Origin of the sequence: Streptomyces sp. CA-135486 (assembly GCF_050936555.1) — a bacterium.
In the GTDB taxonomy this organism is placed as follows: Bacteria; Actinomycetota; Actinomycetes; order Streptomycetales; family Streptomycetaceae; genus Streptomyces.
This window is the reverse complement of sequence record NZ_JBNJMM010000002.1, coordinates 436,182-461,753: the sequence shown is the minus strand read 5'-3', so window position 1 is coordinate 461,753 and position 25,572 is coordinate 436,182. Positions and strand designations below refer to the sequence as shown.

General features: G+C 67.6%; 24 protein-coding genes and 1 tRNA gene. 2 read left to right on the top strand and 23 right to left on the bottom strand.

All coding sequences use genetic code 11. The features are described from left to right. Positions 1-36 precede the first annotated feature (36 nt). The 16 genes from ACQEVG_RS21190 to ACQEVG_RS21115 all read right to left on the bottom strand — a co-directional run bounded on the left by ACQEVG_RS21190 (position 37) and on the right by ACQEVG_RS21115 (position 13,215). Positions 37-1,125: a helix-turn-helix domain-containing protein gene (locus ACQEVG_RS21190; RefSeq protein WP_432986284.1), complete on the bottom strand. Its 1,089-nt coding sequence runs from the start codon at positions 1,123-1,125 to the stop codon at positions 37-39. A gap of 72 nt (positions 1,126-1,197) precedes the next feature. After that, entirely contained in the window at positions 1,198-1,854 is a 657-nt protein-coding gene (locus ACQEVG_RS21185) for a hypothetical protein (RefSeq protein ID WP_432986282.1), read from the bottom strand. Positions 1,855-1,934: 80 nt separating this feature from the next. Beyond that, positions 1,935-3,398, bottom strand: a complete 1,464-nt coding sequence (locus ACQEVG_RS21180; protein ID WP_432986280.1) for a hypothetical protein — start codon at positions 3,396-3,398, stop codon at positions 1,935-1,937. A gap of 198 nt (positions 3,399-3,596) precedes the next feature. Then, a complete protein-coding gene (locus tag ACQEVG_RS21175) occupies positions 3,597-4,844 on the bottom strand; it encodes a restriction endonuclease (protein WP_432986278.1) in 1,248 nt (415 codons plus the stop codon). Positions 4,845-4,927: 83 nt separating this feature from the next. Beyond that, complete coding sequence (locus tag ACQEVG_RS21170; RefSeq protein ID WP_432986276.1) at positions 4,928-6,388, bottom strand: terminase large subunit domain-containing protein; 1,461 nt, start codon at positions 6,386-6,388, stop codon at positions 4,928-4,930. After that, a complete protein-coding gene (locus ACQEVG_RS21165; RefSeq protein ID WP_432986274.1) occupies positions 6,385-6,927 on the bottom strand; it encodes a hypothetical protein in 543 nt (180 codons plus the stop codon). Before ACQEVG_RS21165 ends, ACQEVG_RS21170 begins: the two co-directional genes overlap by 4 nt. A gap of 15 nt (positions 6,928-6,942) precedes the next feature. Continuing rightward, entirely contained in the window at positions 6,943-7,359 is a 417-nt protein-coding gene (locus ACQEVG_RS21160) for a DUF6193 family natural product biosynthesis protein (RefSeq protein ID WP_432986272.1), read from the bottom strand. Beyond that, positions 7,356-7,538: a hypothetical protein gene (locus tag ACQEVG_RS21155; RefSeq protein WP_432986270.1), complete on the bottom strand. Its 183-nt coding sequence runs from the start codon at positions 7,536-7,538 to the stop codon at positions 7,356-7,358. The genes ACQEVG_RS21160 and ACQEVG_RS21155 overlap by 4 nt, the downstream gene beginning before the upstream one ends. After that, positions 7,535-7,738 (bottom strand): hypothetical protein, encoded by a 204-nt coding sequence (locus ACQEVG_RS21150; RefSeq protein WP_432986268.1) that lies wholly within the window; start codon positions 7,736-7,738, stop codon positions 7,535-7,537. The genes ACQEVG_RS21155 and ACQEVG_RS21150 overlap by 4 nt, the downstream gene beginning before the upstream one ends. Continuing rightward, entirely contained in the window at positions 7,735-8,199 is a 465-nt protein-coding gene (locus tag ACQEVG_RS21145; protein ID WP_432986266.1) for a VRR-NUC domain-containing protein, read from the bottom strand. Before ACQEVG_RS21145 ends, ACQEVG_RS21150 begins: the two co-directional genes overlap by 4 nt. Continuing rightward, positions 8,196-9,101 (bottom strand): ParB/Srx family N-terminal domain-containing protein, encoded by a 906-nt coding sequence (locus ACQEVG_RS21140; RefSeq protein ID WP_432986264.1) that lies wholly within the window; start codon positions 9,099-9,101, stop codon positions 8,196-8,198. Before ACQEVG_RS21140 ends, ACQEVG_RS21145 begins: the two co-directional genes overlap by 4 nt. A gap of 20 nt (positions 9,102-9,121) precedes the next feature. After that, on the bottom strand, positions 9,122-10,450 hold the full coding sequence (locus ACQEVG_RS21135; RefSeq protein ID WP_432986262.1) for a hypothetical protein: 1,329 nt from the start codon (positions 10,448-10,450) through the stop codon (positions 9,122-9,124). A 413-nt stretch (positions 10,451-10,863) separates the two neighbouring features. Continuing rightward, positions 10,864-11,064, bottom strand: coding sequence for a hypothetical protein (locus ACQEVG_RS21130; RefSeq protein ID WP_432986260.1), 201 nt, complete (start codon positions 11,062-11,064; stop codon positions 10,864-10,866). Then, on the bottom strand, positions 11,061-11,471 hold the full coding sequence (locus tag ACQEVG_RS21125) for a hypothetical protein (RefSeq protein WP_432986258.1): 411 nt from the start codon (positions 11,469-11,471) through the stop codon (positions 11,061-11,063). Before ACQEVG_RS21125 ends, ACQEVG_RS21130 begins: the two co-directional genes overlap by 4 nt. Positions 11,472-11,794: 323 nt before the next feature. Continuing rightward, on the bottom strand, positions 11,795-12,820 hold the full coding sequence (locus ACQEVG_RS21120) for a ParB/RepB/Spo0J family partition protein (protein ID WP_432986256.1): 1,026 nt from the start codon (positions 12,818-12,820) through the stop codon (positions 11,795-11,797). A gap of 209 nt (positions 12,821-13,029) precedes the next feature. Next, positions 13,030-13,215, bottom strand: a complete 186-nt coding sequence (locus ACQEVG_RS21115) for a hypothetical protein (protein WP_432986254.1) — start codon at positions 13,213-13,215, stop codon at positions 13,030-13,032. A gap of 658 nt (positions 13,216-13,873) precedes the next feature. Here ACQEVG_RS21115 and ACQEVG_RS21110 point away from each other — a divergent pair. Next, entirely contained in the window at positions 13,874-14,857 is a 984-nt protein-coding gene (locus tag ACQEVG_RS21110; RefSeq protein ID WP_432986252.1) for a LuxR C-terminal-related transcriptional regulator, read from the top strand. Between the two features lie 31 nt (positions 14,858-14,888). On the opposite strand, the gene ACQEVG_RS21105 is transcribed toward ACQEVG_RS21110, so the two are convergent. From ACQEVG_RS21105 to ACQEVG_RS21095, 3 genes are all read right to left on the bottom strand, one after another. Then, a complete protein-coding gene (locus ACQEVG_RS21105; protein WP_432986250.1) occupies positions 14,889-15,776 on the bottom strand; it encodes a recombinase family protein in 888 nt (295 codons plus the stop codon). A 439-nt stretch (positions 15,777-16,215) separates the two neighbouring features. Continuing rightward, complete coding sequence (locus ACQEVG_RS21100; RefSeq protein WP_432986248.1) at positions 16,216-16,551, bottom strand: hypothetical protein; 336 nt, start codon at positions 16,549-16,551, stop codon at positions 16,216-16,218. Positions 16,552-16,733: 182 nt separating this feature from the next. Further along, positions 16,734-16,934 (bottom strand): DNA-binding protein, encoded by a 201-nt coding sequence (locus ACQEVG_RS21095; RefSeq protein WP_432986246.1) that lies wholly within the window; start codon positions 16,932-16,934, stop codon positions 16,734-16,736. 351 nt (positions 16,935-17,285) lie between these two features. Here ACQEVG_RS21095 and ACQEVG_RS21090 point away from each other — a divergent pair, with 351 nt between their 5' ends. Beyond that, on the top strand, positions 17,286-18,866 hold the full coding sequence (locus ACQEVG_RS21090; protein ID WP_432986244.1) for a tyrosine-type recombinase/integrase: 1,581 nt from the start codon (positions 17,286-17,288) through the stop codon (positions 18,864-18,866). Positions 18,867-19,134: 268 nt separating this feature from the next. Here the strand turns inward: ACQEVG_RS21090 and ACQEVG_RS21085 are convergent. The 4 genes from ACQEVG_RS21085 to tmk form a co-directional block, all read right to left on the bottom strand. Further along, a tRNA-Thr gene (locus tag ACQEVG_RS21085) sits at positions 19,135-19,211 on the bottom strand. Positions 19,212-19,323: 112 nt separating this feature from the next. Next, positions 19,324-20,871, bottom strand: a complete 1,548-nt coding sequence (locus ACQEVG_RS21080; RefSeq protein WP_432986242.1) for an alpha/beta hydrolase — start codon at positions 20,869-20,871, stop codon at positions 19,324-19,326. 111 nt (positions 20,872-20,982) lie between these two features. Beyond that, positions 20,983-22,188: a DNA polymerase III subunit delta' gene (locus ACQEVG_RS21075; RefSeq protein ID WP_432986240.1), complete on the bottom strand. Its 1,206-nt coding sequence runs from the start codon at positions 22,186-22,188 to the stop codon at positions 20,983-20,985. 137 nt (positions 22,189-22,325) lie between these two features. Next, positions 22,326-25,442 carry a dTMP kinase gene (tmk, locus tag ACQEVG_RS21070; RefSeq protein WP_432986238.1) on the bottom strand — a complete coding sequence of 1,039 codons (3,117 nt, stop codon included), beginning with the start codon at positions 25,440-25,442 and terminating at the stop codon, positions 22,326-22,328. Positions 25,443-25,572 lie beyond the last annotated feature (130 nt).

Below are 25,572 nucleotides of genomic sequence, written 5' to 3'. Positions count from 1 at the left end.
GGCACATATCCCTACATCGCTGCGGGGATCCACCGCTCAAGTAACCAGCGACAACGCGCGCTTGGGGCCCTCGGATGTACGTTCGCCACCTCCGTCCACGGACGTGATCGTCAGACCGAAGAGCATCTTGTTCATCTCGTCCACGGTGATGCCAAGCTCGGCCGCTACCGTGCTCGGCCGCACTCCAGCCGATCGCAGTCCCTGGAAGACCTTTGTCAGCACCTGCGATGTCTCGCGCTTCTTCATGCCCTGCGGTTCGTCGGTCCGGTAGCCACGCTTGCTCAGTTCGGCACATGTCGACCGGTACTGCCAATCGGTGAGCAGGCTGAGGTCGTGCATCCGGTAGGTCAGGGCCATCGCCGACACTCGCCAGATCCGTTTGCCCTTGATGATCTGATCGACGTGCGCCCCGGCAGGCATGTGTCCCAGCACGCTTGATGCCGGCATGAGGAAGGCGCTGGCGAAGTCGTTCGCCTGCCGTTCGGCTTCAGGGCCTGTGCACTGCCGATCGCTGCCGTGCATGACGAGGTGGCCAAGCTCATGGGACGCGTCGAAGCGTCCACGCTCCACTGACTTCATCGTGTTCAGGAAGACGAACGGAACGGTGCCTCGCCACACTGCGAACGCGTCGACCTCCGCGTAGTCGGGAGCCAGCGAGAACACCCGCACGCCGTGAGCTTCGAGGAGATGGACCATGTTCGGGGCCGGCGCACTGCCAAGGTCCCAGCGCGTGCGGACCATCTCTGCCGCGGTCTCCGGATCGGGCTTGCCGAGCGAGGGAATGTCGGAGTCCGGGAGCCGGAAACGCTGATCGATCCACTCGTACAGCTGGGCGGCGAGGCTTCCCGCGGCGCGGGCGGCGTCCAAGGTACGCGCCGGGGTCTTGGTCCGGGCACGCCACGAGATGCCTTCAGCTGGGAGCTCATCGATCTCTGGTCCGTCGAAGAAGGTTGCTGGGAAGTCGAGGGCCGTGGCGAGACGCCCGATGGTGGCGTGGCGAGGCGCGGTGCGCCCCGTCTCGTAGTTGGACAGGCTCTGCAGGGAGACGTCCGCGCGCTGCGAGAGCTCCGCGAGGGTCAGCCCCCGGCGCTTTCTGGCCAGCGTGATGCGGGATGGAGTCACCATGGTGAGGCTGCCTCATTGTTCAGTAGTGCGCGGTGCGGCACCGGGAAGCCGGTGCCGCACTTCGATGGGACGTCAGCGGAAATCGACAGGGATGTCGATCTCGTCAGGTCCATCTTCGTCCGGCAGTTCGACTCCGTCCATCTCGAGGACGGGCAGAGGGATCCGCTTCTTCCACTCCATGACAAAACCACGCTCCATCCGCGCCGGGAGCGACAGCTCACTGTGGATCCGTACGGCATCACCCACCTGAACTCGGTAGGACACCAAGAACCAGGTCTGAAGCTGCACCGACTCTTCAGCGCGGAGAAAGATCTCGTCCGGTGCACCGGGGCGCGGAAACAGCTCGAGCTGCGCGTTGTTCTCGGCCGCACGCTCCGTCGCTGCTCCCCGGCGATGCAAGTTCGTGGGACGCAGGCTCGGGTTTCCCGTCGCCGCGTCTCCGACCATGATGCCAATCGCCATGGTCTTGTCGGCGTTGCAGACCAGCTCCAGGTGGTCGTGGAGGAGCCGCTTCCACCCTTCGTGCCTGATGTGCGCTTCGCGCACGACGCGCACATGCTCCTGGTACGCCCGGGTGCCCGCAGAGTTCGCCGGGTGATTGGGGGTTGCCGTTCGCCGTGCCGCTTCGCCGGCGTGCAGGGCTGGATGCAGGTACTCCAGCTTGGTTCCGAGGGCAGCGAGCTGCGCATGGACATCATCGGGGACAGGCGCAGCAAAGGGCAGGGCCATCAAACCTCCGGTCTCGACAGAACGATCTTATAAGAACCGTACCGCATGTGCGGGGCGAAATTTATAAGACCCGCTGGATGCTAGGCCGCCTGGGCATGTGCGGCATCCTGCACCGCGGGGACCGCCCGCAGCCGTTCCATTTCCATCGCGGCGTCATCGATGGGGAATCCGGCACTCACCAGCATCCGCACGCCCGTCTCCAAAGACAGCACCCCGGCAGCAACGCCCCTGGTCACGAGGTCCAGCACACTGGACTGATCGGTGGGCAGGTAGGAGCCGAAATCGATCGTCGCGCGCGGCTGCTCACCTGCCGGCAGCACGCCGCCGAGCTGGTAGAGGCGCAGCACCATTTTCAGTAGCAGTGGGTACTTGGCAGCGCGGGCCAGCCGCATAGCGCGAACCATCGCGTCCAGCGGTCCGAAGCTGATCTCCATCGCGTACCCCGAGGGGACCTGGGAAGGGTCGACGGTGCCGAGCACGCTGCCTGGTAGGCGGGTTACCACCGACAGGCGGTCGCGGAGGGCTTCGACGTACGCGCGGAGCTCGGCGAGCTGCGTGGAGGTGTCGACAGTGGTGAGCTGGCCGCTGTCGCCAAGTGGCCAAACCATTCCGGGCTCCACCTGTACGGGCAGCGGCTGGCCGGTCTTCCGGTCCACGGGAAGCCGGGCGCCAGACAGGCCGATGATCGGCGAGCCCGTGGTGGCCGAGGCTCGCTGACTGTCGGTATCAGCCGCGGCCAGGTCGTCGAGGAGCTGGGCGGAAGACAGCAAGCTCGACTGGCCGAAGTGCTCCGCGCCGTTGATCGTGTTCGGCACATGGACGATCGGGATGAAGTCCAGCTGCAGATCAAGGCGGTGAAGGATCTCGCCATCGGCGTTGGTGCGGAACCGCGCGCGGGACAACGACAGCGCATCGATGTCACCGGACCGATCGATCTGATCCAGATCCCACTCCGCATCGGTGAGGTAGCAGGTGACCGAGCTCGGTCGCGTGGACCATGGGTACGTGCGCGTCCCGGTGCCATCCTCACTGATCGGGCTGAGCTCGTACGTCACCCGTCGGAGGGTGCCTTTCCGGCCGGTCGCGGGGTCGGCGGGTGTCTCCCAGGCCAGGTGGACGCGCTCCGGGTACTCCTCCGCGTCGATCGCTCCGTCTTGGAGGGCCGGGAAGTAGAAGCCGGGGTCGATCGTTTTCAGTGCGGGTCGGCCCTTCGTACGCGACCAGGCGAGCAGGTACACGGTGTCGCCGAGCAGAACCGCTCTGCGCTCCGCGTGCTGCATGCGCATCCACAGGTGCTCGGCGTCAGCCCACTCCCTCAGCACGGCCTCGCGCTCACGGGCGGTCTCGTCGTCCTCGGACCCATGTACGACCACCTTCTGTGTTTCCCCCAGCAGGTGGGTCAGCGTCTGGTCAACGATGAGCGCCGGGTCTCCATACTCACGCCGGTCCGCTCCATCCTCTCCGAGCAACACGGCCGCCTGGTTCGTGTCGTACGCGGCGAGCACCGTATACGCGGCGAGGCGGCGCCGGTCTGTCTCCGGCACCCACCCCGCACCTGCCTGTCCAGGCAGCCCGAGGCCGTGATTCTCGGAGGCGCGTTGGAACGCCGGCTTGAACGCCAGCGCACCCCACGTATCGATGATCAAGTTGCGCCAGGGCCGCACAGGCCACTCCCGTCTGGTCGGAAGGCTGATGGGTCGGCGCAGCCTAATCCTCGACGCGTGCCCTGCTCCCAAGGGAGCTCATAGAAGCTGAAGTTGATCGAGCCACCTGAGCACTCTCAATGCCTGCGTCGGACTCAGCCCGAGTGGCGGATTCTCGCCAAGCTCCCTACGCAAGTCGGTCATGTCGGATGCGCCTCGCGCTAGATTCCTGATCTCGCTGGCTCCGGCAATTCGAGACAGGAAGGCAGTGCTGAGCAGCTGGGGATCTGCCGTCCTGGTGACGTCCTCTCCGAGCGAGGTCAGCACCACTCGATCGCTCTCGATCTCGGCAAGTCCCAAGGAGAGCAGGATGCGCATCCTGCGTCGAGCAACATCCGCGCGGCCGATAGAAGGGAACCTTCGCTGAAACGCCGCAACGTACTCGACCAACGGCGGTTGCCCCAGCGCGAGCCGCGCCATGGCAACGACGGTTTCGAAGTAGTTCGCGCTCCGTCCGCCTGGCAGCTTCTCGAGGATGTAGTCCGCACTCCCGGACCGCACCTCGCCAGCCGTCGCGGCCAGTTCCTCAACGGCATCAGACTCAGGGCTTGCCAGACCCTGCTCATCCACCGATAGAAGGACAAGTGGGGATGAATTGATGCCGACGCCGTGCTTCGTCATCAAGTCCACGAGATGGTCGCCGTCAATCAGGTAGATCGGCTTCTCTTCAGCACGAGCTGCCTCCACCCGGGCGTACCGTGAGAATCTGGCCGTAGTCACGATCAATCCCATGGGATGCCGAACCGCAGCGCCCCGGAGGCTCTGCACCTCCGGCCTCCCTACCGTCTTCCGCTTGTCGTAGCGTTTAACCTGGACGGCGATTGGGGTCCTGGCGATGCCACCGGACGCGAAGACAGCCTCGATGTCCACCCCAGCATCGTTCGAGTACTGAGAGACTCGAACCTCCTCGTACCCCATCGCTGCCAGCAGCCTGCCCACGATGTTCTCGAAGGTCCGTGGATGTACTGCCTTCAGTTGGGCCAACAGGTCAGCCTTCACCTGGGCGTTCCAGCGCTCAACGCCCAATTCGACCTTGTTGCCTTCAGCTCGTAGCCGTACCGCTCCACCGGTGATCATGAAGCGTTGGCGATAACCCATCTCAGTGCGTCGGGCATCGTCCTGGAGTAGTTCTTGCGCCAGTTCTTCCGGGGACGTCGGCGCAGACGAGTCCCCTTCCGCCCCGACGAGGAGATCCTTCGCGAGGTCGTCGAGAGGCACCAACCCACGGTGATGCTTGTTGAGGATTTGGACGGCTCGGTCAGCAACAGATTCGTAGTCCCGCGTCACACGTCTCATCCTGCCAGGGGCCACTGACAATGCCGCGTGTGCTCGTCAACTTCACTTCTGGATACGGCTCTTGAGCGACACCATCACCGTCTACCAGCAAGCCGGCCATCCGTCGGCGTTGAAGGTGCGCCGGCCACTCCGGCGTCGAGGAAGAGGTCCGTGAGTGCCCAGACGCAGGAGTCGAGGAGGTCCGGCGACTTCTCCTCCTGCTCGGAGGATCCGACGTACGTCGTCATCTGTTCCTCCAGCGCCGCAAAGCTGCGGGCCGAGCCGGCGTGAGTGATACGGGACTGCTCATAGAGCATTGCGACCGGGGCGGCGCGGGCGCGCTTGTTGCGCGTGGCGTGGACGATGCGCCACTGGACCGTTGGGTCGACCTCCGTGAGGAGGGCAGGTAGGTAGTCGCCACCGTTGTTGGCCTCGATGACCACACAGTCGGCCTGGTGCTCGTGGTAAAGAGCGGCGGCTCGGCGCATCGCCGCAGTGGGTGTGTAGCGGCCCTGTTCGGCGTGGAGGACGTAGCCCCGGGGGCGGCGGTCACCGTACATCTGCTCCAGCGGGTAGGAGCGGCCGGCCACCGTGAAGGCGGTGAAGTCGGCACTGTCGGTCGTCGTGACGGCCGGGTCGACGGCTACGACAAGGCGCTCAAGGGGCGGGATCGCGTGGCGGGCGACGCGGAAGCCCTCGACCTCGAGCATCCACTGCTTCCACAGGGCGCCTTCGACGTCTTCGAGGAGGACGCCGTCGAGTTCCTGGCTGCCGAGGCGGGTGCCACCGTATTCGGCGTCGAGTTCGGCGAGGGCGGCGTCGGAGAGGTTGGCCCGGTTGTCCTCAGTGCGGCCGGTGGTCAGGACGACGCTACGGCGGCCGGCCACGGCGCGGCCGCGCTCAACGAGGCGCTTGATGTGTGGGAGGGGTTTGGGGGTGGTGGAGATGACGACCTGTGGGGCGGGGGCTTCACGCAGGCAGAACCAGAGCATGTCGTACACGGACTGGGCGGTGTGCCGGTTCCAGGCGGCGTACTCGTCGAGCCAGCCTTTGTCGAAAGCGAAGCCGCGGAGGTTGTCGGGGGTCTCGGCGCCGAAGCCGTAGATCGCGGAGCCGTTCTTCAGGCGGAGGATGGTCAGGCCGTTGCCAGGGCTGTAGCGGCGGATGGCCTCGGGCGGGATGACGGACAGCAGGCCCGACTTGGGGGACTCGAAGCAGATCTCCTTGACCAGAGTGGCGTTCTTGGCGACGACGGCGATCATCGTGCCGGGCGTGGTGGCCCACTCATGGACAGTTTGTGATGCTGTGCGGGTTTTGCCCCATCCTCGGCCTGTGAGCAGCATCCATGCCGCCCACGTCCCGTCGGGGACACGCTGCGCGGCACGCGCGTGATGGTGGAGCCAGCCTTCGTGGGGCAGGCCGTCGCAGCTGGGCCGGTCACAGGACCAGCGGCGGGCGGAGCGGGCGTCGGCTTCGATCAGGGCCGTGATCTCGGCGTGCAACTGGGCATCGGAGATGCCAGCCGGATCCGGGAATCCGGTTCGAGTATCAGTCACTGCGGCTCACCGCCGAGCGTGCCGATCCGGGACTCGAGCTCGCGGCGCAGCTGCTCCATGCGGGCACGGCGCTCCTCGTCACTCAGCCCGCTGACATCGGGGATGTCCGGACTGCCGTTCGTGGGGACGGCTTGGGCGAGGTCCATCCCATACGCCTGCCGCTCAAGCCGGATGGTGACCTCCAGCCAGCGGATCACATCACCAGGGCTGAGACGGGACGGGTCGAGCTGCTGCAACTGAGCGATGATCTTCGACTGGGCGGCGGAGGCGAGCCGAGCGTGACGGCGAGCGACCTCGCGAGATGCCTGCTGACGCTCGGCCCTCCAGAGGCGGTCTTGTTCGCGATCCCACGCCTCGGCGCGGATAACCCATTGATGGTTGGTCGACCAACGCTCAACCAGGGTTCGGGCCTTGCGGAGAGTATCGGCGACCTTGCTGATGCTGCGAGACAGGCCGAGGTCGCGGTAGCAGGCAAACGCCTCCCACGCGGCGGCCGATTCGCCCGGCTGCCGCTCCCATGCCTCGGCGCTGTCCGCCATGCGATCGCCGCGCTCCTACCTGGTGTCTCGTTCCCTCTCGTACGCAGCGAGTTCCTCGGGGGTACCGATGAAGGCCGGGCCGCAGCCCGGAGGCAGTCGCTCAACCACCATGGCCACCGCCTCCTGCGCGGTGCTCGCGTCACCGATCCACTCCGTGTCGTACGGGCCCGCTTTCGGTTCCTCGACCCGGTAGCCGCCGACGCTGCGCCCATAGACCAGCGGGATGTCCATGGTCCAACGGAAGCCTGTGCAACGGCTGAAGCCCAAACACCAGTGGCTGGTCCAGGGGTACAGCTGCCGTAGCTGCGGCTCCTGGTACCCCGCGCGGACCAGGGCCAAGAACGGTTCGAGCGGCGCGGCGCCCACGGGCAGTTCTGGCTCGCCCGCTGTCGTCAGGAGCTTCTGCCATTGGGCTTCCACGATGTCGGTCATGCCGTCATTCTGCGCAGGGCTGGATCGCGCAACCCCAGGTGTTCCAGCAGATCACGGCATTCATCCCGTCCTGTGGCGCGGGCAGCGGCCTGGAGGGCGGCCTTGCGGCGTACGGAGTCGGGCAGCGGGGTGACGGAGACCGTGCGCTCCCACGATGAGGAATCCTTCGCGAGGTTCACTGCGCGTTCCCTTCACGTACGGCGTCGGGCTCCAGCTCGCCGTCGAGGAGGCGGGCGAGCCGGTCGGCCAGGCGGAACGGTTCGTCGGCCAGGTGCTCGGCCAGGGTGCGGGCCAGACTCGCGGCGGTGCGGTGGACGGTGACCAAGTGGTCCAGCTCGGCGTGGAGCTGGTTGAGTTCGGTGGCGTACGGGCTGTTCACGCGGCGGGCCTCCTGAAGTCGGTCGGCAGTACGGCGCGATGGCGGCCCGGGCCGAGGACCTGCAGCACGGTGGGCAGATCACGGGGCCGCCACAGCGCGACCTCCAGGCCGCTGTCCGCCAGGTGCGCGAGCCAGATGCGCTGGGCTGGGCGGATGCGTCCGGTGTCGGTCTTGAACTCGACGAAGAGCGTGCGGCGTTGGGCGGGGTGGCCGAGCACCTCGTCGGGCCAGCCCGGGTCGGAGCGTCGCGAGTCCACGGTGTGGTACTGCAGCGTCCAGCCGTAGCGGGTGGCGATCTCGCGGACTTGGCGGCGCCACTGCTCCTCGCTCGCGCCCAACCCGCGCTCCACCGAGTCGGCGGCCGCGGGGAAGCGTTCGGCTTCCAACCTGTCCAGCGGCCCGTACCGCTCGGCGAGCAGCTTGCGGTACAAGATCTCGTCGGGAGTGCGGGCAGTGGTCACGCAGCACCTGCCAGGTAGTTGGCCGCCCATAGCTCCAGTGCCCGCCACCGCTGCCCGGCCCCGATCTCTGCTTCCTTCTCCATCCGGTCGATGGCCCGCTGTACGACGGCCGCCGCGTCGGCCGGCATGGTGCGGGTGCCGAGCAGCGTCTCGATCGGCGCGGTTCCCTTGCGGCGGGGGGCCTGCTCGTCCGGGTCGTACCAGCCCTCGGCGAGTTCACCGAGGTGCCGCTCGACGATGGTGAGGATGATGGCGAACGCTGCGGCGACGTTGCCGATGTTGTGCGCGCCCTTCGTGGTGTCGAGTGCGTCCAGCACACGCTCGTACTGGTCGATGCGGGCCAGCCACCGGGCGTCGGGCGAGGCTGCCTTGCGCGCGGACTCAAGGGCCTTCTCTGCCGTCTCCTTCTCGTCCGGCAGGAAGACGATCTGCACGGTGGCGAAGTCCAGGTTGGCCTCGGCGAGGCTTGGCACCGTGACCTCTTCGAGGAGCTCCAGGGTCTTGTCGTCCAGCCCCGAGTACAGGCGCATGGAGACGTCTTCCAGCTCCTCGTACAACGCCTTGAGCGTCGCTGGGTCGTCCTCGCCGGTGATGGCGTTGTGGGAGAGCTGCAGCGCGATCTGCCGTTGCCTCGGCAGCGGTTCGGTGATCTCCATCCACCAGATCCGCTCGACGCGGGCCTCGATGGCGGCCTTGGTGCGGTGATTGCCGGACAGCACGATCCGACGGCTGTTCTCGGCGTCGTTCCACACCAGTGGCGTGGAGGTCAGCGCACCGTCCTGGCGAATGTTCTCGACCAGGCGCTGGAACTGTTCGTGCCGCATGAAGCGCGCGTTCACGTCCAGCAGCGTCAGTTCGCGCGGATCACCCTCGACCATGCGGGGCTTGATGGGCTGCGTCACAGGCCCTTCTCCTCCTTCAGTCATTCCGCTCGTCCGTGCTTGCTCCGCCACTGCGCGAATCCCTCGGCGAGCGACCAACGGCCGAGCTGTGAGCCGTAGTCGAGCTGGTAGCGGTACGCGGGGTCGGCGGAGTCCTTGCGTGAGTTCAGGCGCAGTAGCCCGCGGTACTTCATCGACACCGGCCGCTGTGTGAACGCCGTGGTGTTCAGGTGGGTGAGCCGGGTGTTCATGGCGCGCTGCACGAGGAACTGCGCCTCCGTCGACAGCGCCGCGTACAGCACGAGCTTCGCCAGGCGTCCGTACGAAGTCGGGGCGACCGGGAAGTCGGAGAGCAGGTAGACGTTGTGCGGGTCGTACTTCGGCGTGGAGTACGCGAATGCGCCGACCGCCACCCCGTCCACCAGGACTGCGAGCGCCATGGTCGGGGTGCCGGGCCGGATGTTGTGGTTCATGTACTGCGAGCGGAGCGTCGCGAACTGCCCCATGGTCAGCGGCGCGAGCGTGAGTGTCTCGCCGAGCTGCCGCCCGGGTGTCAGCCGCGGGGCCTTCACCGGCTCCAGGCGCTGGTTTGGCCGTACGATCCGCGAGCGTGGCACCGATGAGTAGACATTGATCGGCACGCCACGGTTGGCGGTCTGCACTTGCCCGCGCAGATGCTCGGCGAGCTCGTCGACGTCGAAGTGCAGGCCCAGCACCCAGTGCGGCCGGTCGGTGATGCGCTCGATCAGCGTCTGCTTCGCCGCGTCGTCCAGCGTTGGATACTCCGGCGCGGGCCAGTCCAGGTGCTTGTCCAGGGCGGCGAACTGCGACTCGTAATCCCCGGCGAAGAACGGCGGGAAGGCCACCACCGGCGCATCCGCCGGCACTTGTTCGGCGAGCCACTGGTTGACGTCCATCGCCGCGTACGACCCGAGCCTGAGCGGCAGCGCTTCGATCTTCGCGACGGACTTCGCGTGCAGCTGAGGGAATTGGGCGCGGTACGCGGTGAGCATTCGCCCGTAGTAGGGGTGGTCGTCGCGGCCGAGCCACTGGAAGAAGCGAGAGCCGAGCAGCACCACGGCGAGCGTGCCAGCACGGCCGTCCATGTAAGGGGCGAGCCAGTCGAGTTCATCCACGGATTCGGGCCGGATCGTGATCGGGAGTTCCTCCCCAGCCAGGTACCAGCCGATGGCCGAGGAGTACAGCTGCACGTCGCAGCCGTGCAGCCGGAACCCGGAGTTGTGCAGCACACGCTCGATGGTGAAGTTGCCAGAGCAGCCGACGTAGATGTCTTCGGCCTGCCCGGCCCAGGTGGCGGTGTGCTCGTGGATGATCGCGCGGAGGTCTGCGGGGATTGAGCCGTGGAACACCGGTCCTCCCCAAGCGAGTTGGTTCGTTCGTAGTTCGTTGTTCGCTGACCGCTTTCGAACAGGTGGGATGCGGGTCCGGAGGGGCAGGGGGCTGGTCCTGCCGTGCCGGACTGCCGGGGAACCAGGAGGCGCGGGGGACGCCTGGAGGGTTTTGGTTCCTTGGCTGGTCGGCTCCACACCACATGCCTGTGTGGACGCATCCTCGAGCGCCGGACCCGACTCGAACGGGCTCTTCCCCGCCGGGGGCGGGGTGTGCTGCCTGGTGCACTACCGGCGCGCGACGGGAACTGATCGGGAGGATCAACCCGCCAACAATCGAACGCTATCAGACACTTAACCGTCTCCACACATGTAGCGGGTGCAAGATCGCACCCGCTACATATCCAACACACCACAGACGAGGGCAGATTCGGCTATTCGCCTGAGCCCAGGGCTTCCAGCAGGTCCATCGTGCCGACCGGGTCCGACTCAACGGCCCTGCGCTTCACTTTGACCTTCGTCGGCCCGGGCTCGAACAGCTCCATCTGCCCCGGCGGCGTCGGCCTCGGAGGCGGTCCCGCCTCAAAGTCCTCACGCTTCATCTGCACCCAGTTGGGCCCCACGGCTTCGCTCACAGCAACGTCCCTTGCTCATACGCCGGCCCCAACGGGCCCAGCTCCCGCACCTGCGCCCCGGTCTGCTCCCGCCACCATGTGGCGAACATCCGCCGGTGACACCACTCCCCCGGCTTCGCCAAGTCCTCGAAGCACAGCAGCACCAGCCGCAGATCCCGCCCCGCGACCGCAATCTCCTGGAACCGCGACCCGAAGAAGTCGACCCCGACAGTGCCGAGTTGCGCCCGGTATGCCTTCTCGAAGTCCGGCCGCGGCGACCCAAAGTACTCCCGGCTCGGCGCGGCTTCGCGCACCTGGTGCTCCAGCTCGTACGGCAACGTCCACCTCGGCGGGGAGAGGGTGATGCGCACCGGGGCACCCATCGCGGGCTCGAAGCCCTGATACCTGTGCGTGAACAGTTCGAACATGCTCCTCCTTCACGCCGACTCCGGTGCCGCCGCACAGCGGGCAGTCGGGTTTCGGCTCGTTGTCATGACCCTCTGTAGACTTGACAATTAAATTCTATTGTCAGTTAGATCAATCGTCAAGCAACATTTATAGTTCTCGCGTGCTCTCGCAGCCGTCTCCACACCCCCTCGCGCGAGCAACCCACGAACTGCGCGCCTCGACTTCCACCCCACCCTCACCCCACTTCCACCCCACCGGGCACTGCACCCGCACCCCCAGGCGCCGAAATGCCAGTGGCCGGGCGCCCACCTCAAGGGACAGCCGGCCACTGGAACTCGACCGATCAGGCCGCCGCCTCAAGCCCATCCCCCGCCGGAGCCTCAGCCTCCAGGTCAGCGAGCTCGGCCTCGCTCGGCCCCTCCTCGGCCTCACCCTCCGCCTCGGGCACGACCTCCAGTTCGGGGCGCACAGTCAGCTGCTTCGCCTCCGACATCGCCTTCGCCTTGCGAAGCTTCTTCACCGTCTCCGCCGCGGCCTTCCGGACCCGGTCCACCGCGTCCAGATGCTTGCCGACCTCGCCCTCAAACAGCTCCGCCAGATCCGTCGGCGTCAACTGCGACAGTTCCTCCAGCAGGACCGTGGCGCGCTCGACCTGGTCCACCTTGGACTTGGCTCGCTTGCGCTCCGTGGACTTCTCCTGCTTCTCCTTGTCCGACAGTTCCTTCTCGGAGAAGAAGCCCTCCTGGTTCTCCTTCATCCGCAGGGCCTGCGCGAACGTGGATGCATCCGTCTCGGTCTTGAAGTCACCCTTCATGTACCGGGTGACCGCCACCTTCTGGTTCGACGGCGAGAGCTTGGACAAGTACCAGGCGAAGTCCGCCTTGATCGTGCCCGCGGCGACCAGTTCCGCGATGTCCGTGGTGAGGTTCAGCAGGTCCATCCGCCAGTTCACATAGTCGACGGTCTTGCCGAACATCTCCGCGATGCCCTGCGCCTTGTACCCGAACCCGACCAGGTCCGCATAAGCCTGCGCCTCCTCCATGAGGGTCATGTCGGCGCGGCCGATGTTCTCAGAGATGCCCATCACGAACGCCCGCTCATCGTCCACGCTGCTGACGACCTTGGCCTCGATGGTGCCGGCGTCCTCCACCAGGTGCATCGCCCGCCAGCGACGCTCTCCCATCACGATCTGGAACTTGTCGCCAGCCGGGCGGACCACGATCGGCTGGAGCTGCCCAACCGAGCGGAACTGGGCCGCCAGCTCCTCCAGCTTCGCCCCATCGAAGAACTTGCGGGGCTGGTCCGGGTTGGGCTCGATCTCCGCGAGAGGGATCGCGATGACCTGGATGTTCGCCTCGCTGACGTTCATGTCGCTGACTCCTCGCACTGTCTGTCTCGCAGGATGGATTCCTGTGAGGTGATGACTAAATACTATTATCAATCGATCTTGACCGTCAAGTGTTATATAGCCCAGAGCCTGGCCTCATGAGGTCGGAGCGAGGAGGCGGCAAAGAGTGAGCCCCGATTGCCTACACCGGGCAATCGGGGCTCACCATGATGCGACTTATACAGACGGCCCTACTCTTCCCCCACACATGTCGACCCTGCGCCTTCGGGCTCGACTTCGACATCAGCCCCCATCAGGACCTTGAGGATCTCTCCCGCGAGCCAGTCGCCCTCGCTCGACGGATCAATGTCTGCCGTCTCGTGCTCTTCCGCCTCGCTGATCCTCCCGACCACCTTCGGCGAGATACGCCGGTCCACCTGCAACTCCCCCTGAGCTACGGCATGAGCGCTCCTGCCCGTGCCTCATTCACCCCGCAGCGGGGCTGGCCTTCACGGCCGGGCCGCCTCCCTGGCATGCCCGGCCGCAGGCGATCTGTCTAGGCCCAGCGAGACTCAGCTGGGGCGACAGGAGTGCCCTGCAAGCTGATCCCCTTGGCGATGTCCCAGTTCGGGTCCCCAGGCGCCGCCACCCAATTCGGGTCTTCAAGCGCGCCCCAGTTCGGATCCCCGAGCGCCGCGCCCCAGTTCGGGTCACTCTGGACTGTCGCTGCCGTGGCGCCACCGGCGACGACCGCAGGAGTCACCGCCACTCCAGCAACAAGCAGCAGGACAGTTGCAGCACTTTGGGCCCAACGTATTTTCCTCACGAGTTTCCACCTCTGTAGACCGGGCGACTGTAGACCGGCCGCCGGCGTCCCGCGGCCGGATGCGAACAGGGGGCAGCTGGTGCGCATGGAACTACCGACATGGCCGTTCCTCTTGGAGTCCGCGGCGCGCCTCAAGTCCCCCGACACGCCACGCCGATGCGGCCACCTTGCCCCGTGAGTCATTTGTGTAGGCTGCATGTTCGTTTTGGTGAGATCAAGCGAAGAGCGGATGCGTGTTCACGCATTGCGGAAGGACGCAGGTTCGAAACATGACTGAAGCGGACAACCCGACCACTGGCCGTACGTGGCTGCGGCTTTCGGAGGAGGCCCGCAGAGTCCGCAAGCGTGTCCAGATGGGAGACTTGGTCCCGGAAGGTGAACAGGGACTTGACGAGCTACTGGAACTCGGTCTGATCGTCCGTGATCCCTACACGGTGGGGCGCTACGTCGAGAGCGATCTCCACCGTGTGGAGCGTATGCACATGGAGCGCCAGCGCGAAATCATCGCGACCGCCGCGGACCGCATGGCGCAGATTCCAGCATTCCTGGCCGCGTTACCCCGCACACAGACACCACAGACCGCTGGCGGCATCGAGTTTCTCAGCTCCATCGACCAAGCCAACTCCGCAATCACAGCGGCCATGGACGGCTTGACCGACGAGGTCCTTACCGCACATCCACATGAGAGACCCAAGCAGACTCTGGAATTGTCCCTCCCACGCGATCTGCAGCTGCTCAGCGAAGGCAAGCACCTCCGGACGATCTACCCGGAGAGTTCGCGATCGCGCGGGCCCGAGACCGCATGGGCGGCAGCAGTAACGGCGCACGGCGCAGAGGTGCGCACCATGGCCGGCAGGTTCCACAGACTCGTCATCGTGGACAGCAGCGTCGCCTTCATGACCGACCACATCGGACTGCCGACGCCCGACAACGGCGCATTCAAGGTGACCCATCCCGGCATGATCGCCCACCTCCGCGAGCTCTATGAGGACCAATGGCAGCGCGCGGACCCTTGGATGGGAGGACGAATACGGCCGCCGGAGGAGAATGTCACGACCCCTACGAGTCGGGCGATTCTCCGCGGGATCAGCGCGGGCAAGAAGCTGCGCCAGATCGCCAAGGAACTCCAGCTCAGCGAGCGTACGCTGTCGAATCATCTGACCCGGCTGTACCGAGCCCTCGACGTCGAAGCCGGCAATCAGTTCGCGCTCGGCGAGTGGTGGGCGTCCACGGATGAGCGCAAACTCGACTGAGCTGGATCAGCCGACAGCCACGGCGTTCCTGCTACCGCCAATCGATGTCGAATCTCGCTTCGTCAAACCGCCGTGATCCACGGACGGTCGCCGGACCCACCCGCACTTCGGCTACGACGAGTTGGACCAGCGTCCGCTTCTGCCCTCGGCCGGCCGTCGCCGTCCACCACTCCTCGAGTCCCTCGGGTGTCAACTTCGGCAGCTCCTCGAGGGCTTTGCCTCGGCGCTCCGCCGACATGGCTTCCTTGCGCTTGCCATCGAGGGCGGCCTTGGCTGCCTTGAACTCCGCCAGCGTCAGGTCCTTCGTACCGTACGCCCGGGCCAGTTCAGCTTTGTGGGCGGTCAGTTGCTCCAGGAAAACAGCTGCCTTCTTCGCTTCCGCTGTAAACTGATCCCGGATCGCTACCAGCCACTTCAGGCGCGCTTTGTCCTGCAGATGCGCGAGAACCCGCTCGCCGACATAGTCGTCCAGCGGCTCAGCGGAGATGCGCACCTTTCCGCAGCCTTCGGCCTCGCAGACGTACCCCCGTCCGCCGTTCGCTGTAGACCGAGACACCAGCGGATGTCGGCACAGGCCGCAGGTGGCGATGCCGCCCGACAGGTAGTGCACGTGCTTCGGCTTGTCGCCCTGCCCCCGCTCGTTGCGCGTGAACAGCTCCTGCAACGCATCGAAGGTCTCGCGGTCGATCAGTGGTTCAGCCGGACCCTTCACCAGCTCGCCGTCCGCGTTCTCCCTCAGCCCAGCAATCGCTGGATTCCGCAGTCTGCGGCGCAGCGTCGTCGTCGACCATGGGCGACCCGACACCGTCGGGCCAGCGTGCTCCGTCATCCAGTCCACGGTGCTCGCGAGCGTCTTCTCATCAAGGAGACGCCTAGCAGCAGCCGCCAAGTAGGCGGCCTCGTCAGGAATGGCAGTCACGCCATCCGTCTCATGGCCGTACGCCCTCATAACCTCTCCAGCCCATATCCCCCGATGTATCCCCCAAACACAGGCTATGCCAAAACCCACCATTGCCACCCCGACAGGTGGCGCGCTCGCGTATTGGGTTTCAGCGGCCCGAGCGGACCATACACGTACGCACGCCCACGCAACAGTTCCGGATATGCAGACTCGTAGTCTGCCAACTGAGAGTTGGCGTAGCCACCCCAGGCCCGTACTCAAGGGTAGGCGTGCGCGCGCCGCGATCGGTCGACTCACCTGCAGGGATGGCGCCAGGCGCAATGCCTGTTCCCCCAGGGAACGCCGTCGGCGCTGCTTGGGGAGATACAGCGCATGCTCGGCGACCGGCGCGGACGCAGGTGACGTTCCTCAGACTTGCCTGCTGCCTCATCACCCACCGGCAACTCGGCTCGCTGCGTTAGCTGTCGCTGTCCGAGGCGGCCCTGAAGCCGCGATCTTGAATCACCGGAAAGGCTTGCTGCGTGGTGACAATCCACGCATCGACCTCGTCATGGGACGTCCTGATGGCGCTGACCAACTCTTCGAGAACGTCCAGCTTCGGCTTGCGGACGTTCAGGCTGAGCTGCTCCATCGACACTTCTTGGTAGGGCATGCTCAGCTGCCACCAGAACCGCATGAGGTAGCGGCACTCCTGCGGCTCTCGGTCGTCTGCAAGCCGATCATGGATGACTGCCTGGACGCGCCGCCGCTGATCATCGTCACGAAAGCCGTTATTGAGGTCCGTCAGGGTCACGGTCGGACACTAGCAACCACCAAAGCCGCCGGATCCGAGGATAGGCCCGACCCTGACGTGACCACGGAGACACCGGGCAGGTCATTCCGTTAGGAGCTCTTCGTTGGGTTGGCTGCTCTGAGGGGTGGGCGACCCTGCGGCAACCTTCGAGGGGGTGACGCAGTCGCCCGTCGAGCCCTCCTCTATTCCGGCTCCACCCCGAGTGCCGCCCACAGCTCGGAGGTCAGGACCCTGCGGTTGCCCTTGCCGTACTGGTGGACCTTCACCGGGAACTCGCCGGCATTGATCAGTTCGTACGTCGTGTTGCGGCCGAGGCCAAACGCCCTGCCTGCGGTCAGCACATCGATCGCTACCGGCAGCGCCAGTACTTCCTCCCGCGTCATTCCGGCACCGCCGCCAGGTACCGCACCGCGCATGGCTGAATCTCGACGATCATGCATGTTCAGGCTCTCCCGTCTCGCCCCCGCGCCTCCCGGACAGTCCCGGCCGAGCCTAGAGTCTCCCAGCGAGGGCACCGAAATCCGCGTCACCCAAACTGGGGCATCCGGATCAACTGCCACCACACAGGTGTGCGCATCCAGGGCATACGAACCCGGGTGCACGCCAACCAGACACCAAGTCGACGAGGCCGTCCATCTAAGCCGACGTTATCAAGGAGACATTGAACCGTCTCCACATATGATCGAGTACGTTCAGCTGCCACCGGCACCGATCGACACGGGAGGGGAAGCAACGTGTTCAAGGGGTCCGTCTACAAGCGATGCACCACATGCACGGGGCCGCTTGTAGACACCAGGGGAAAACCCGTCCTCAACAAGGACGGCACTCAAAAGATCGGCGAACTCGGGACACAGTGCCCCGCACTCAAGCGACGCGACCACGGATCCTGGTACTACTACGTCGAGTTGGAGCCCGGCCCCGGAGGGAAACGGCGCAGGGCCCGTAAGGGCGGCTTCGCCACCAAGAGGGACGCCGAGGACAAGGCACAGGAGGTCTGGGACCTCGCGCAGGCCGGCATCGACGTCCTGTCCGACGAGACCATGGGCCAGTACCTACGGCGCTGGCTCGACGGCAAGCAGCGCCTCAAGCGGTCCACCCGCCACAGCTACGAGGACTACCTGCGGCTGTACTTCATCCCACACCTCGGACACATCAAGCTCCGCGACCTGCGCACCCGGCACATCGAGGACATGTTCACGGCGATCCGTACGGAGAACGAGACCCGTCTCGCCAACCAGACCGCCGCCAGACTGGCCCGCGCCGCCGAGCGCAAGGCCAACAAAGCGTGGCGCGACGCCGAAAAGCCAAGGCCGCCGGAGCTCCGCGAGAAGTGGAACGAAGCAAAGCGGGAGCTCAAAGAAGCGCTGGCCAAGCCCCGTCGACCCACCGAGGCCGGTACCCAGACACGCATCAAGGTCGCCCTCAGCTCGGCACTGGAATCCGCGCGCAAACAGCGCACCATCACCGACAACTGGGCCGCCTACGTCGACCTCCCCTCCTACCGCCCGCCCAGGCCGATGGTCTGGACAGCCGCCCGCGTCACCGCCTGGCGCAAGACCAGCACCAAGCCCAACTCCGTCATGGTCTGGCGCCCCGAACACACCGGCCAGTTCCTCGACTCCGTCGTCCACGACCGGCTCTACCCCCTCTGGCACCTCATCGCCTTCCATGGCCTGCGCCGCGGCGAGTCCTGCGCCCTGTCCTGGGGCGAGGTAGACCTCGACGAAGGCATAATCCACATCACCGAGCAGATCGTCGCCGTCGCGTACGAACCCTACGAGGACACCCCGAAGACCGACCAGATCCGCGACATCACCCTCGACCAGGACACCCTCGACCTCCTGCGCTGGTGGAAGGCCCGCCAGGAAACCGAGCGCGCCGAGGCCCTGGAGAAGAACAAGCCCTATGAGGACAGCGGACGCGTCTTCACCATCGAGGACGGCACCGTCTACCACCCGCAGTTCTTCTCCGACCGCTTCGAACGGCTCTACAAGAAGATCGACCTGCCCCCGATCCGCCTGCATGACCTCCGCCACGGCGCGGCCACCATCGCCCTCCTGGCCGGCGTCCACATCAAGGTCGTCCAGAAGAAACTCGGCCACTCCTCGATCAAGGTGACCGGCGACATCTACACCAGCGTCCTCGAAGAGGTTGAGAAGGAAGCCGCCGAGGCCACCCTCGCCGCCGTCCCCCGAGCGCGCAAGAAGATCCTCCAGGGATCCGAGGAGGACATCACGACTGAGGAAAAGGCGCAGGAAGACGCGGAGGAAGAGGAGACCGACGGGGACGAAGGTACGGCCGCGGCAGCCGCCTGACGTACCCGCGCAGTGCCGACGGGCGAGCCCAGGACCTCACGACCTGGGCTCGCCCGTTTCGCATGCCTACAGCCGTCAGAGCTGGTCGCCAGCGGTACCAACTGTGCGGTGGCCACCGCCGATTGATCGTTCCGCGCCGTGTCCCCGGTACGTCCCCGGAAACACGCATTGCTCTCGCAGGAGACCCTGAGACTTCGCAGCCGCAATCTCCTGAAGATCACAGGAAAGCAAAAGGCCCAGGTCAGATAGTGTCCGACCTGGGCCTCTCTGGAGCCGCCTTCGGGATTCGAACCCGAGACCTACGCATTACGAGTGCGTTGCTCTGGCCAACTGAGCTAAGGCGGCAAGCTGCGGATATACCCGTCCTCGCGAAGACACGTTCGCATCCGCAGCGGCGCCAAGTCTACAGGGTTGTTTTGGGTGCCCCGAACCACCTCCGGGTGGCCGTCTGACGCCGTCAGCGGCAGCGCTTGTCCTCCGGCGGAACCGTGCCGTCCAGCAGATAGGTGTTGATCGCCGTGTCGATGCAGTCGCTACCGCGCCCGTACGCCGTGTGACCGTCGCCCTCGTACGTGAGCAGGGATCCCGAGGAGAGCTGCCCGGCCAGCCCCTGCGCCCACTTGTAGGGGGTGGCCGGGTCCCGGGTGGTGCCGACGACCACGATCGGGGCCGCGCCCTTCGCCTCGATGCGGTGTGGCGCGCCGGTGGCGGGGGTCGGCCAGTACGCGCAGTTCAGCGCGGCCCAGGCGAAGCCCCTGCCGAAGACCGGGGATGCCTTCTCGAACTCGGGGAGCGCGGACTGCACGGCCTCGGGGGCGGTGAAGGCGGGCGGCAGGTCGAGGCAGTTCACGGCGGCGTTGGCGTACATCAGGTTCGCGTACGAGCCGTCGGCCTCGCGCTCGTAGTAGCTGTCGGCGAGCGCGAGGAGAGCCGCGCCGTTGCCGGCCATGGCGTTTGCGAGGGCCTCTCGGAGCTGGGGCCAGGCGCTCTCGTCGTACATCGCGGCGATCACTCCGGTGGTCGCCAGCGACTCGCCGAGCCTGCGGCTCTCGCCGGTCCCGACGGGCCTGGCGTCGAGCGCGGCGAAGAAGGCCTTGAGGCGGGCCGAGGCATCCGCGGCGGAGGTGGTGCCGAGCGGGCAGCCCTTCCTCTTGACGCAGTCGGCGGCGAAGGACTGGAAGGCGATCTCGAAGCCCGCGGTCTGGTCGCGGTTCAGCGCGCGGGCCGGAAGCGACGGGTCCATCGCACCGTCGAGAACGAGGCGGCCCGTGCGGTCGGGGAAGAGCTCGGCGTACGTCGCTCCCAGGAAGGTGCCGTAGGAAGCCCCCACGTACGACAGCTTCTCGTCGCCCAGCACGGCGCGCAGGATGTCCATGTCGCGGGCCGCCTCGACGGTGGAGACATGCGGCAGGATCTTGCCCGAACGCTCCTCGCAGCCCGCCGCGAAGTCCTTCAGCGACGCGGCGAGGCGGGTCGTCTCGGCGGCGTCGTCAGGGGTCTGGTCGACCTGCGTGTACGTGTCCATCTCCTTGCCCGTGAGGCACTCCACGGGCTCGCTGCGGGCGACGCCGCGCGGGTCGACGGCGACCATGTCGTAGCGGGCGCGTACGGGAGCGGGGTAGCCGATGCCCGCGTACACCTGGAGATAGCCGACGGCCGATCCGCCCGGGCCGCCCGGGTTGACGAGCAGCGAGCCGAGGCGCTTGCCGGGGCCAGTGGCCTTCTTGCGGGCGACGGCCAGTTTGATGGACTCCCCGCCGGGCTTGGCGTAGTCCAGCGGTGCTTTCATCGTGGCGCAGTCGAAACCTGTGACACCGCAGGGACGCCACTTCAACTGCTGTGTGTAGTACGGCTTGAGCGCGGCGTTGGGCGCGGACCCGCCGTCCGGGGTGGAGGCGTCCGCGGAGGCGCTGGGCGACGAACTCCCGCCTGTGCAGCCTGAGATCAGCAGGCCGACCGTGGTCAGCGCGAGGGCGGAAATACGCAGCAGTCGCCTGGTGTCCATTCTTGGAGCCTAGTCGGCCGGTGGGCGGCGGTGCCGTAGCGCGCTCGTACGGGTGAGCCGGTCAACCCCTCCGCGGGCCGCCGGCCCTGCCCCCGGGGCGCTCCGACGTCGTCAGCCCGCGCGAAGCGCCACCGTCATCGCCTCCACCGCCAGCAGCGGCGCCACATTGCTGTCCAGCGCCTGGCGGCAGGCGACGACCGCCTCTATCCGGCGCAGAGTGCCCTCGGGGGTCGAGGCGCGGGCGATCCGGTCCAGGGAGTCCCGTACGTCGCCATTGGCGAGCGCGATCTCCGAGCCCATCTGGAGAGCCAGCACATCGCGGTAGAAGCCGGTCAGATCGGTGAGCGCGAGATCCAGGCTGTCCCGCTGCGTACGCGTCTTGCGGCGCTTCTGTCTGTCCTCCAGCTCCTTCATCGCCCCGGCGGTCCCGCGCGGCATCCGCCCGCCCGCGGACGCGCCGAGAGCCGCCTTGAGGTCCTCGGTCTCCTTGACGTCGATCTCCTCGGCGACCTGGTTGGCGTCCTCGGCCGCGGCGTCGATCAGCTCCTGGGCGGCCTTGAGGCAGCCGCCGATGTCCTCGACACGCAGCGGCAGCTTGAGCACGGTGGCGCGCCGGGCCCGGGTCCGCTCGTCGGTCGCCAGCCGGCGGGCCCGGCCGATGTGCCCCTGCGTGGCGCGGGCCGCGGCCATCGCGACGTCGGGCTCGATGCCGTCCCGCCGGATCAGTACGTCGGCGACGGCGTCGACCGGGGGCGTACGCAGGGTCAGGTGGCGGCAGCGGGAGCGGATGGTGGGAAGCACGTCCTCCAGCGAAGGTGCGCAGAGCAGCCATACCGTGCGGGGGGCGGGCTCCTCGACGGCCTTCAGCAGGACATTGCCCGCCCCCTCCGTGAGGCGGTCGGCGTCCTCCAGGATGATCACCTGCCAGCGGCCGACGGCCGGGGAGAGCTGGGCGCGCCGGACGAGTTCGCGGGTCTCCTTGACGCCGATGGAGAGCAGGTCGGTGCGGACGACCTCGATGTCGGCGTGCGTACCGACGAGGGTGGTGTGGCAGCCGTCGCAGAATCCGCAGCCCGGCTCGCCGCCGAGTGCCCGGTCGGGGCTGGTGCACTGCAACGCGGCCCCGAACGCCCGCGCGGCGGTGGACCGCCCGGAGCCGGGGGGCCCGGTGAACAGCCAGGCGTGCGTCATCTTCGAAGCGTCGGCCGACTGCTCACCGCGGGCCTCGGCGGTGACGCGGGCATCGGCGTCCCGGGCGGCGGCGGAGAGCTGCGCCTGGACGCGGTCCTGGCCGACGAGGTCGTCCCAGACGGTCATGCGCCGTCACCGCCTTTCGTGCTGGGTGTCCCGTGCCGAAGTCTCCCCTTGCAGGGATCTCCCATTGTGGGGGACGGGTCTGACAGTGAAGGTCGTGCGGGCGGGCCGCTTGCCCCCAGGCAGTCATCACCCGGGGGTCAGCGCCTGCCCCTGTTGCCCTCGTCGTCGTCCTCGTGCGGGCCCAGCAACTCGTCCGCCAGGGTGGGCAGGTCGTCCAGCGGGGTCTCCTCCGCCCAGTCCGAGCGGCGGCGTGAGCGGCCCGACTGCGGGTCGACCTGCGGGAGTTCGCGAGTGCGGTCGTCCGGGGCCCCGCCCGCGGCCGGACGCGCACTCGCGTCGCGGAAGATGCCCGGCGGGACCCGGTCGGTCGGATCCCCGTCCTCCCGTACCGGCGGCAGCACGGCTGTCTCGTCCGCGTCCCGTACCGGCGGCAGTACGGTCGTCTCGTCCGCGTCCCGCACCGGCGGAAGCACCGTCGTCTCGTCCGCACCGTCCGGGACCTTCGGCAGTACTGCCGTCTCGTCCGCCGCCGCAGGTGCCGGCTTCCGGACCTCCTGCGTCACCTCGTCCGGCTTGACCACCGGAGTCGGCACCGTCACCTCCGTGGCCGAGGCCACAGAAGCAGAGGCAGAGGCAGCCGCGGAAGCCTCGGCCTGCCGCCGCGCCTCCTCCGCCCTCATCAGCGCCTCTTCCGCCTTGCGCTGCTTCTCGAGACGCCGTTCCTCCGCCTCGGCCCGCAGCCGGGCCTCCTCCTCCGCCTGCTTGCGCCGCCGTTCCTCTTCCTCCCGGCGCGTCTTCTCCTCCGCGAGCCGCCGTGCCCGCTCCTCCTCGGCCCGCAGCCGGGCCTCCTCCGCCCGCCGCCTGGCCTCCTCCGCCTGCCGTTCGGCCTCGCGCTGCCGCGCCTCCTCCAGCTCGCGGCGCTTGCGCTCCTCCTCCTCGGCGCGGAGCTTCGCGAGCTGTTCCTGCCGCTCGCGCTCGACCCGCTCTTCCTCCGCCTTGCGCGCGGCCTCTTCCTCGGCCCTGCGCCTGGCCTCCTCCTCGGCCGCCTTGCGGGCCTCCTCCTGCGCCTTCACCTCGGCGGCGGAGAGCGGCAGCAACTGGTCGAGCCGGTGACGTACGACGGTGGTGACCGACTCGGGGTCCTGGACCGCGTCCACCACCAGATAGCGGCCGGGATCGGCCGCGGCCAGCGTCAGGAACCCGGCACGCACCCGCTGGTGGAATTCCGCCGGCTCCGACTCCAGCCGGTCCGGCGCCTCCGTGAACCGCTCGCGCGCCGCCTCCGGCGAGACGTCGAGCAGCACCGTCAGATGCGGTACGAGACCGTGCGTCGCCCAGCGGTTGATCCGGGCGATCTCGGTGGGCGACAGATCGCGGCCCGCGCCCTGGTAGGCGACCGACGAGTCGATGTAGCGGTCGGAGATGACGATCGCGCCGCGCTCCAGCGCGGGCCGTACGACCGAATCGACGTGCTCGGCGCGGTCGGCGGCGTACAGCAGCGCCTCCGCGCGGTTGGAGAGCCCAGCCGACGACACATCCAGCAGGATCGACCGCAGCCGCTTCCCGATCGGCGTCGCACCCGGCTCGCGCGTGACGACGACCTCGTGGCCCTTCGCCCGGATCCACTCCGCCAGCGCCTCGACCTGCGTGGACTTACCGGCCCCGTCGCCGCCCTCTATGGCGATGAAGAATCCGGTCGCGGCCGGCGCCTGTGCCGGGTCAGCTCCGCCGCGCAGCGCGTCGCCCAGATCGCGGCGCAGCGGCACGCCCGAACGGTCGTCCGTCTTCGCCAGAACGATCGCGGCGACGGGCAGCAGCAGCGCCCCGACCAGCATCAGTGTGAAGGCCGCGCCGCCGTGCGCGAAGACGAAGTCGCCGCTCGCGAGGCGGTGCGGCCCGATCACCGAGGCGAGCAGCGGCGCCGCGAGCGCACCGAGGGCGATGGAGACCCGGACGACCGCCTGGAGGTGTTCGGTGATCCTGGGCCGTCGGAAGTCCTCGGACTCCTGGTCGATGAGCGCGTGCCCGGTACTCGCGGCGACGCCGGCCGCGAGTCCCGCGAGCAGCGCGATGAACAGCACGCTCGCCGTGTCCGGCACCAGGCCCATGGCGAGCAGCGCGATTCCGGTGACCGCGAGCGCAAGAGCCAGCAGCCGTCGGCGGGAGAGCGTGGGCAGTACGGACGCGGCGCCACGGATGCCGAGGCCGGTGCCGCCGGTCAGCGCGAGCACAAGCAGCGCGAAGGCGGCGGGGCCGCCACCGAGGTCGAAGGCGTGCAGCACGGAGACGGCAACCGCCGAGGCCATCGCGCCCGCGACCGCGGCACAGCCGAGGACGAACAGCGGTATGGCGCCCGTACGCCCCTTGTCCAGGCCGTTGCCGGTGGACGGACGGCGCAGCCCTTCGAGCGGCGAACGCGGCCGCGGGGTCTGCGAGCCGGGCAGCTCCACGAAGTACAGCGTCGAGACGGACGCGGCGAAGAGTCCGGCGGCGACATAGGAACCGAGCGCCGCCTGGTGCAGCGAGAACCACTCGATGCCGGAGCCGAGGAGATTGCCGATGAGCGTGGCGATCAGCAGCGCCGCGGCTCCCGCGGGGATGACGGCGAAGCCCGTACGCAGCCAGAGCCGGCGCAGCGCGTCGAGGTGGTCCGGCAGCGGACGCACCGCGGCGCCCTCCAGCGGCGGGGCGGGCAGCAGCGCGGGTGCCGCGCCGTCCCTGGCGACCGTCCAGAAACGCTCGGCGACGCCCGTGACGAAGACGGTGCTCAGCAGGATCGCGGGCGCGTTGTTAGGGGTCCAGTCGATCCACAGCGGGGCGACGACGAGGAGCGCAAGACGCAGCCCGTCCGCGCCGATCATGGTCCAGCGCCGGTCGAGCAGCCCCTTGGGCGAGGTGAGGGTGGTCAGTGGGCCGAGCAGTACGGCACCGAAGAGCAGTGTCGACAGCACGCGCGCGCCGAGCACCGCGGCAACGGCGAGGGCGGCGCCGCGGTAGCCGCCGCCGAACGTGCCCTGCAGGACCGCCGCCTGAAGCGTCAGCAGCAGGAGTACGAAAATCGCGATGGAGTCCCCGATACCGCCCACCACCTGGGCGTTCCAGAGGCGCCGCAGTGGCGGGAAGCGCAGCAGGGCGCGTACCGCGCGCTCGCGTGAGTCCGCGGCAAGTGCCTCGGATGCGTCGGAGTCTGAGGCAGTCTCTGAGACGGTGCTCACGACCGCCTGCTGCTCGGCTGGCTGCTCGGCTCGCGTCATCCGCCCAGCCTATCCGGAGCGCCGCACTCCCCGGAGGCCTGCCCGAACATACGGGCGCTTTGCGCGGAGGATGCGAAAGCTCCCTCGCACACAGCGCCCGTACGGAATCCGACGACTCGTCCGCCGCAGC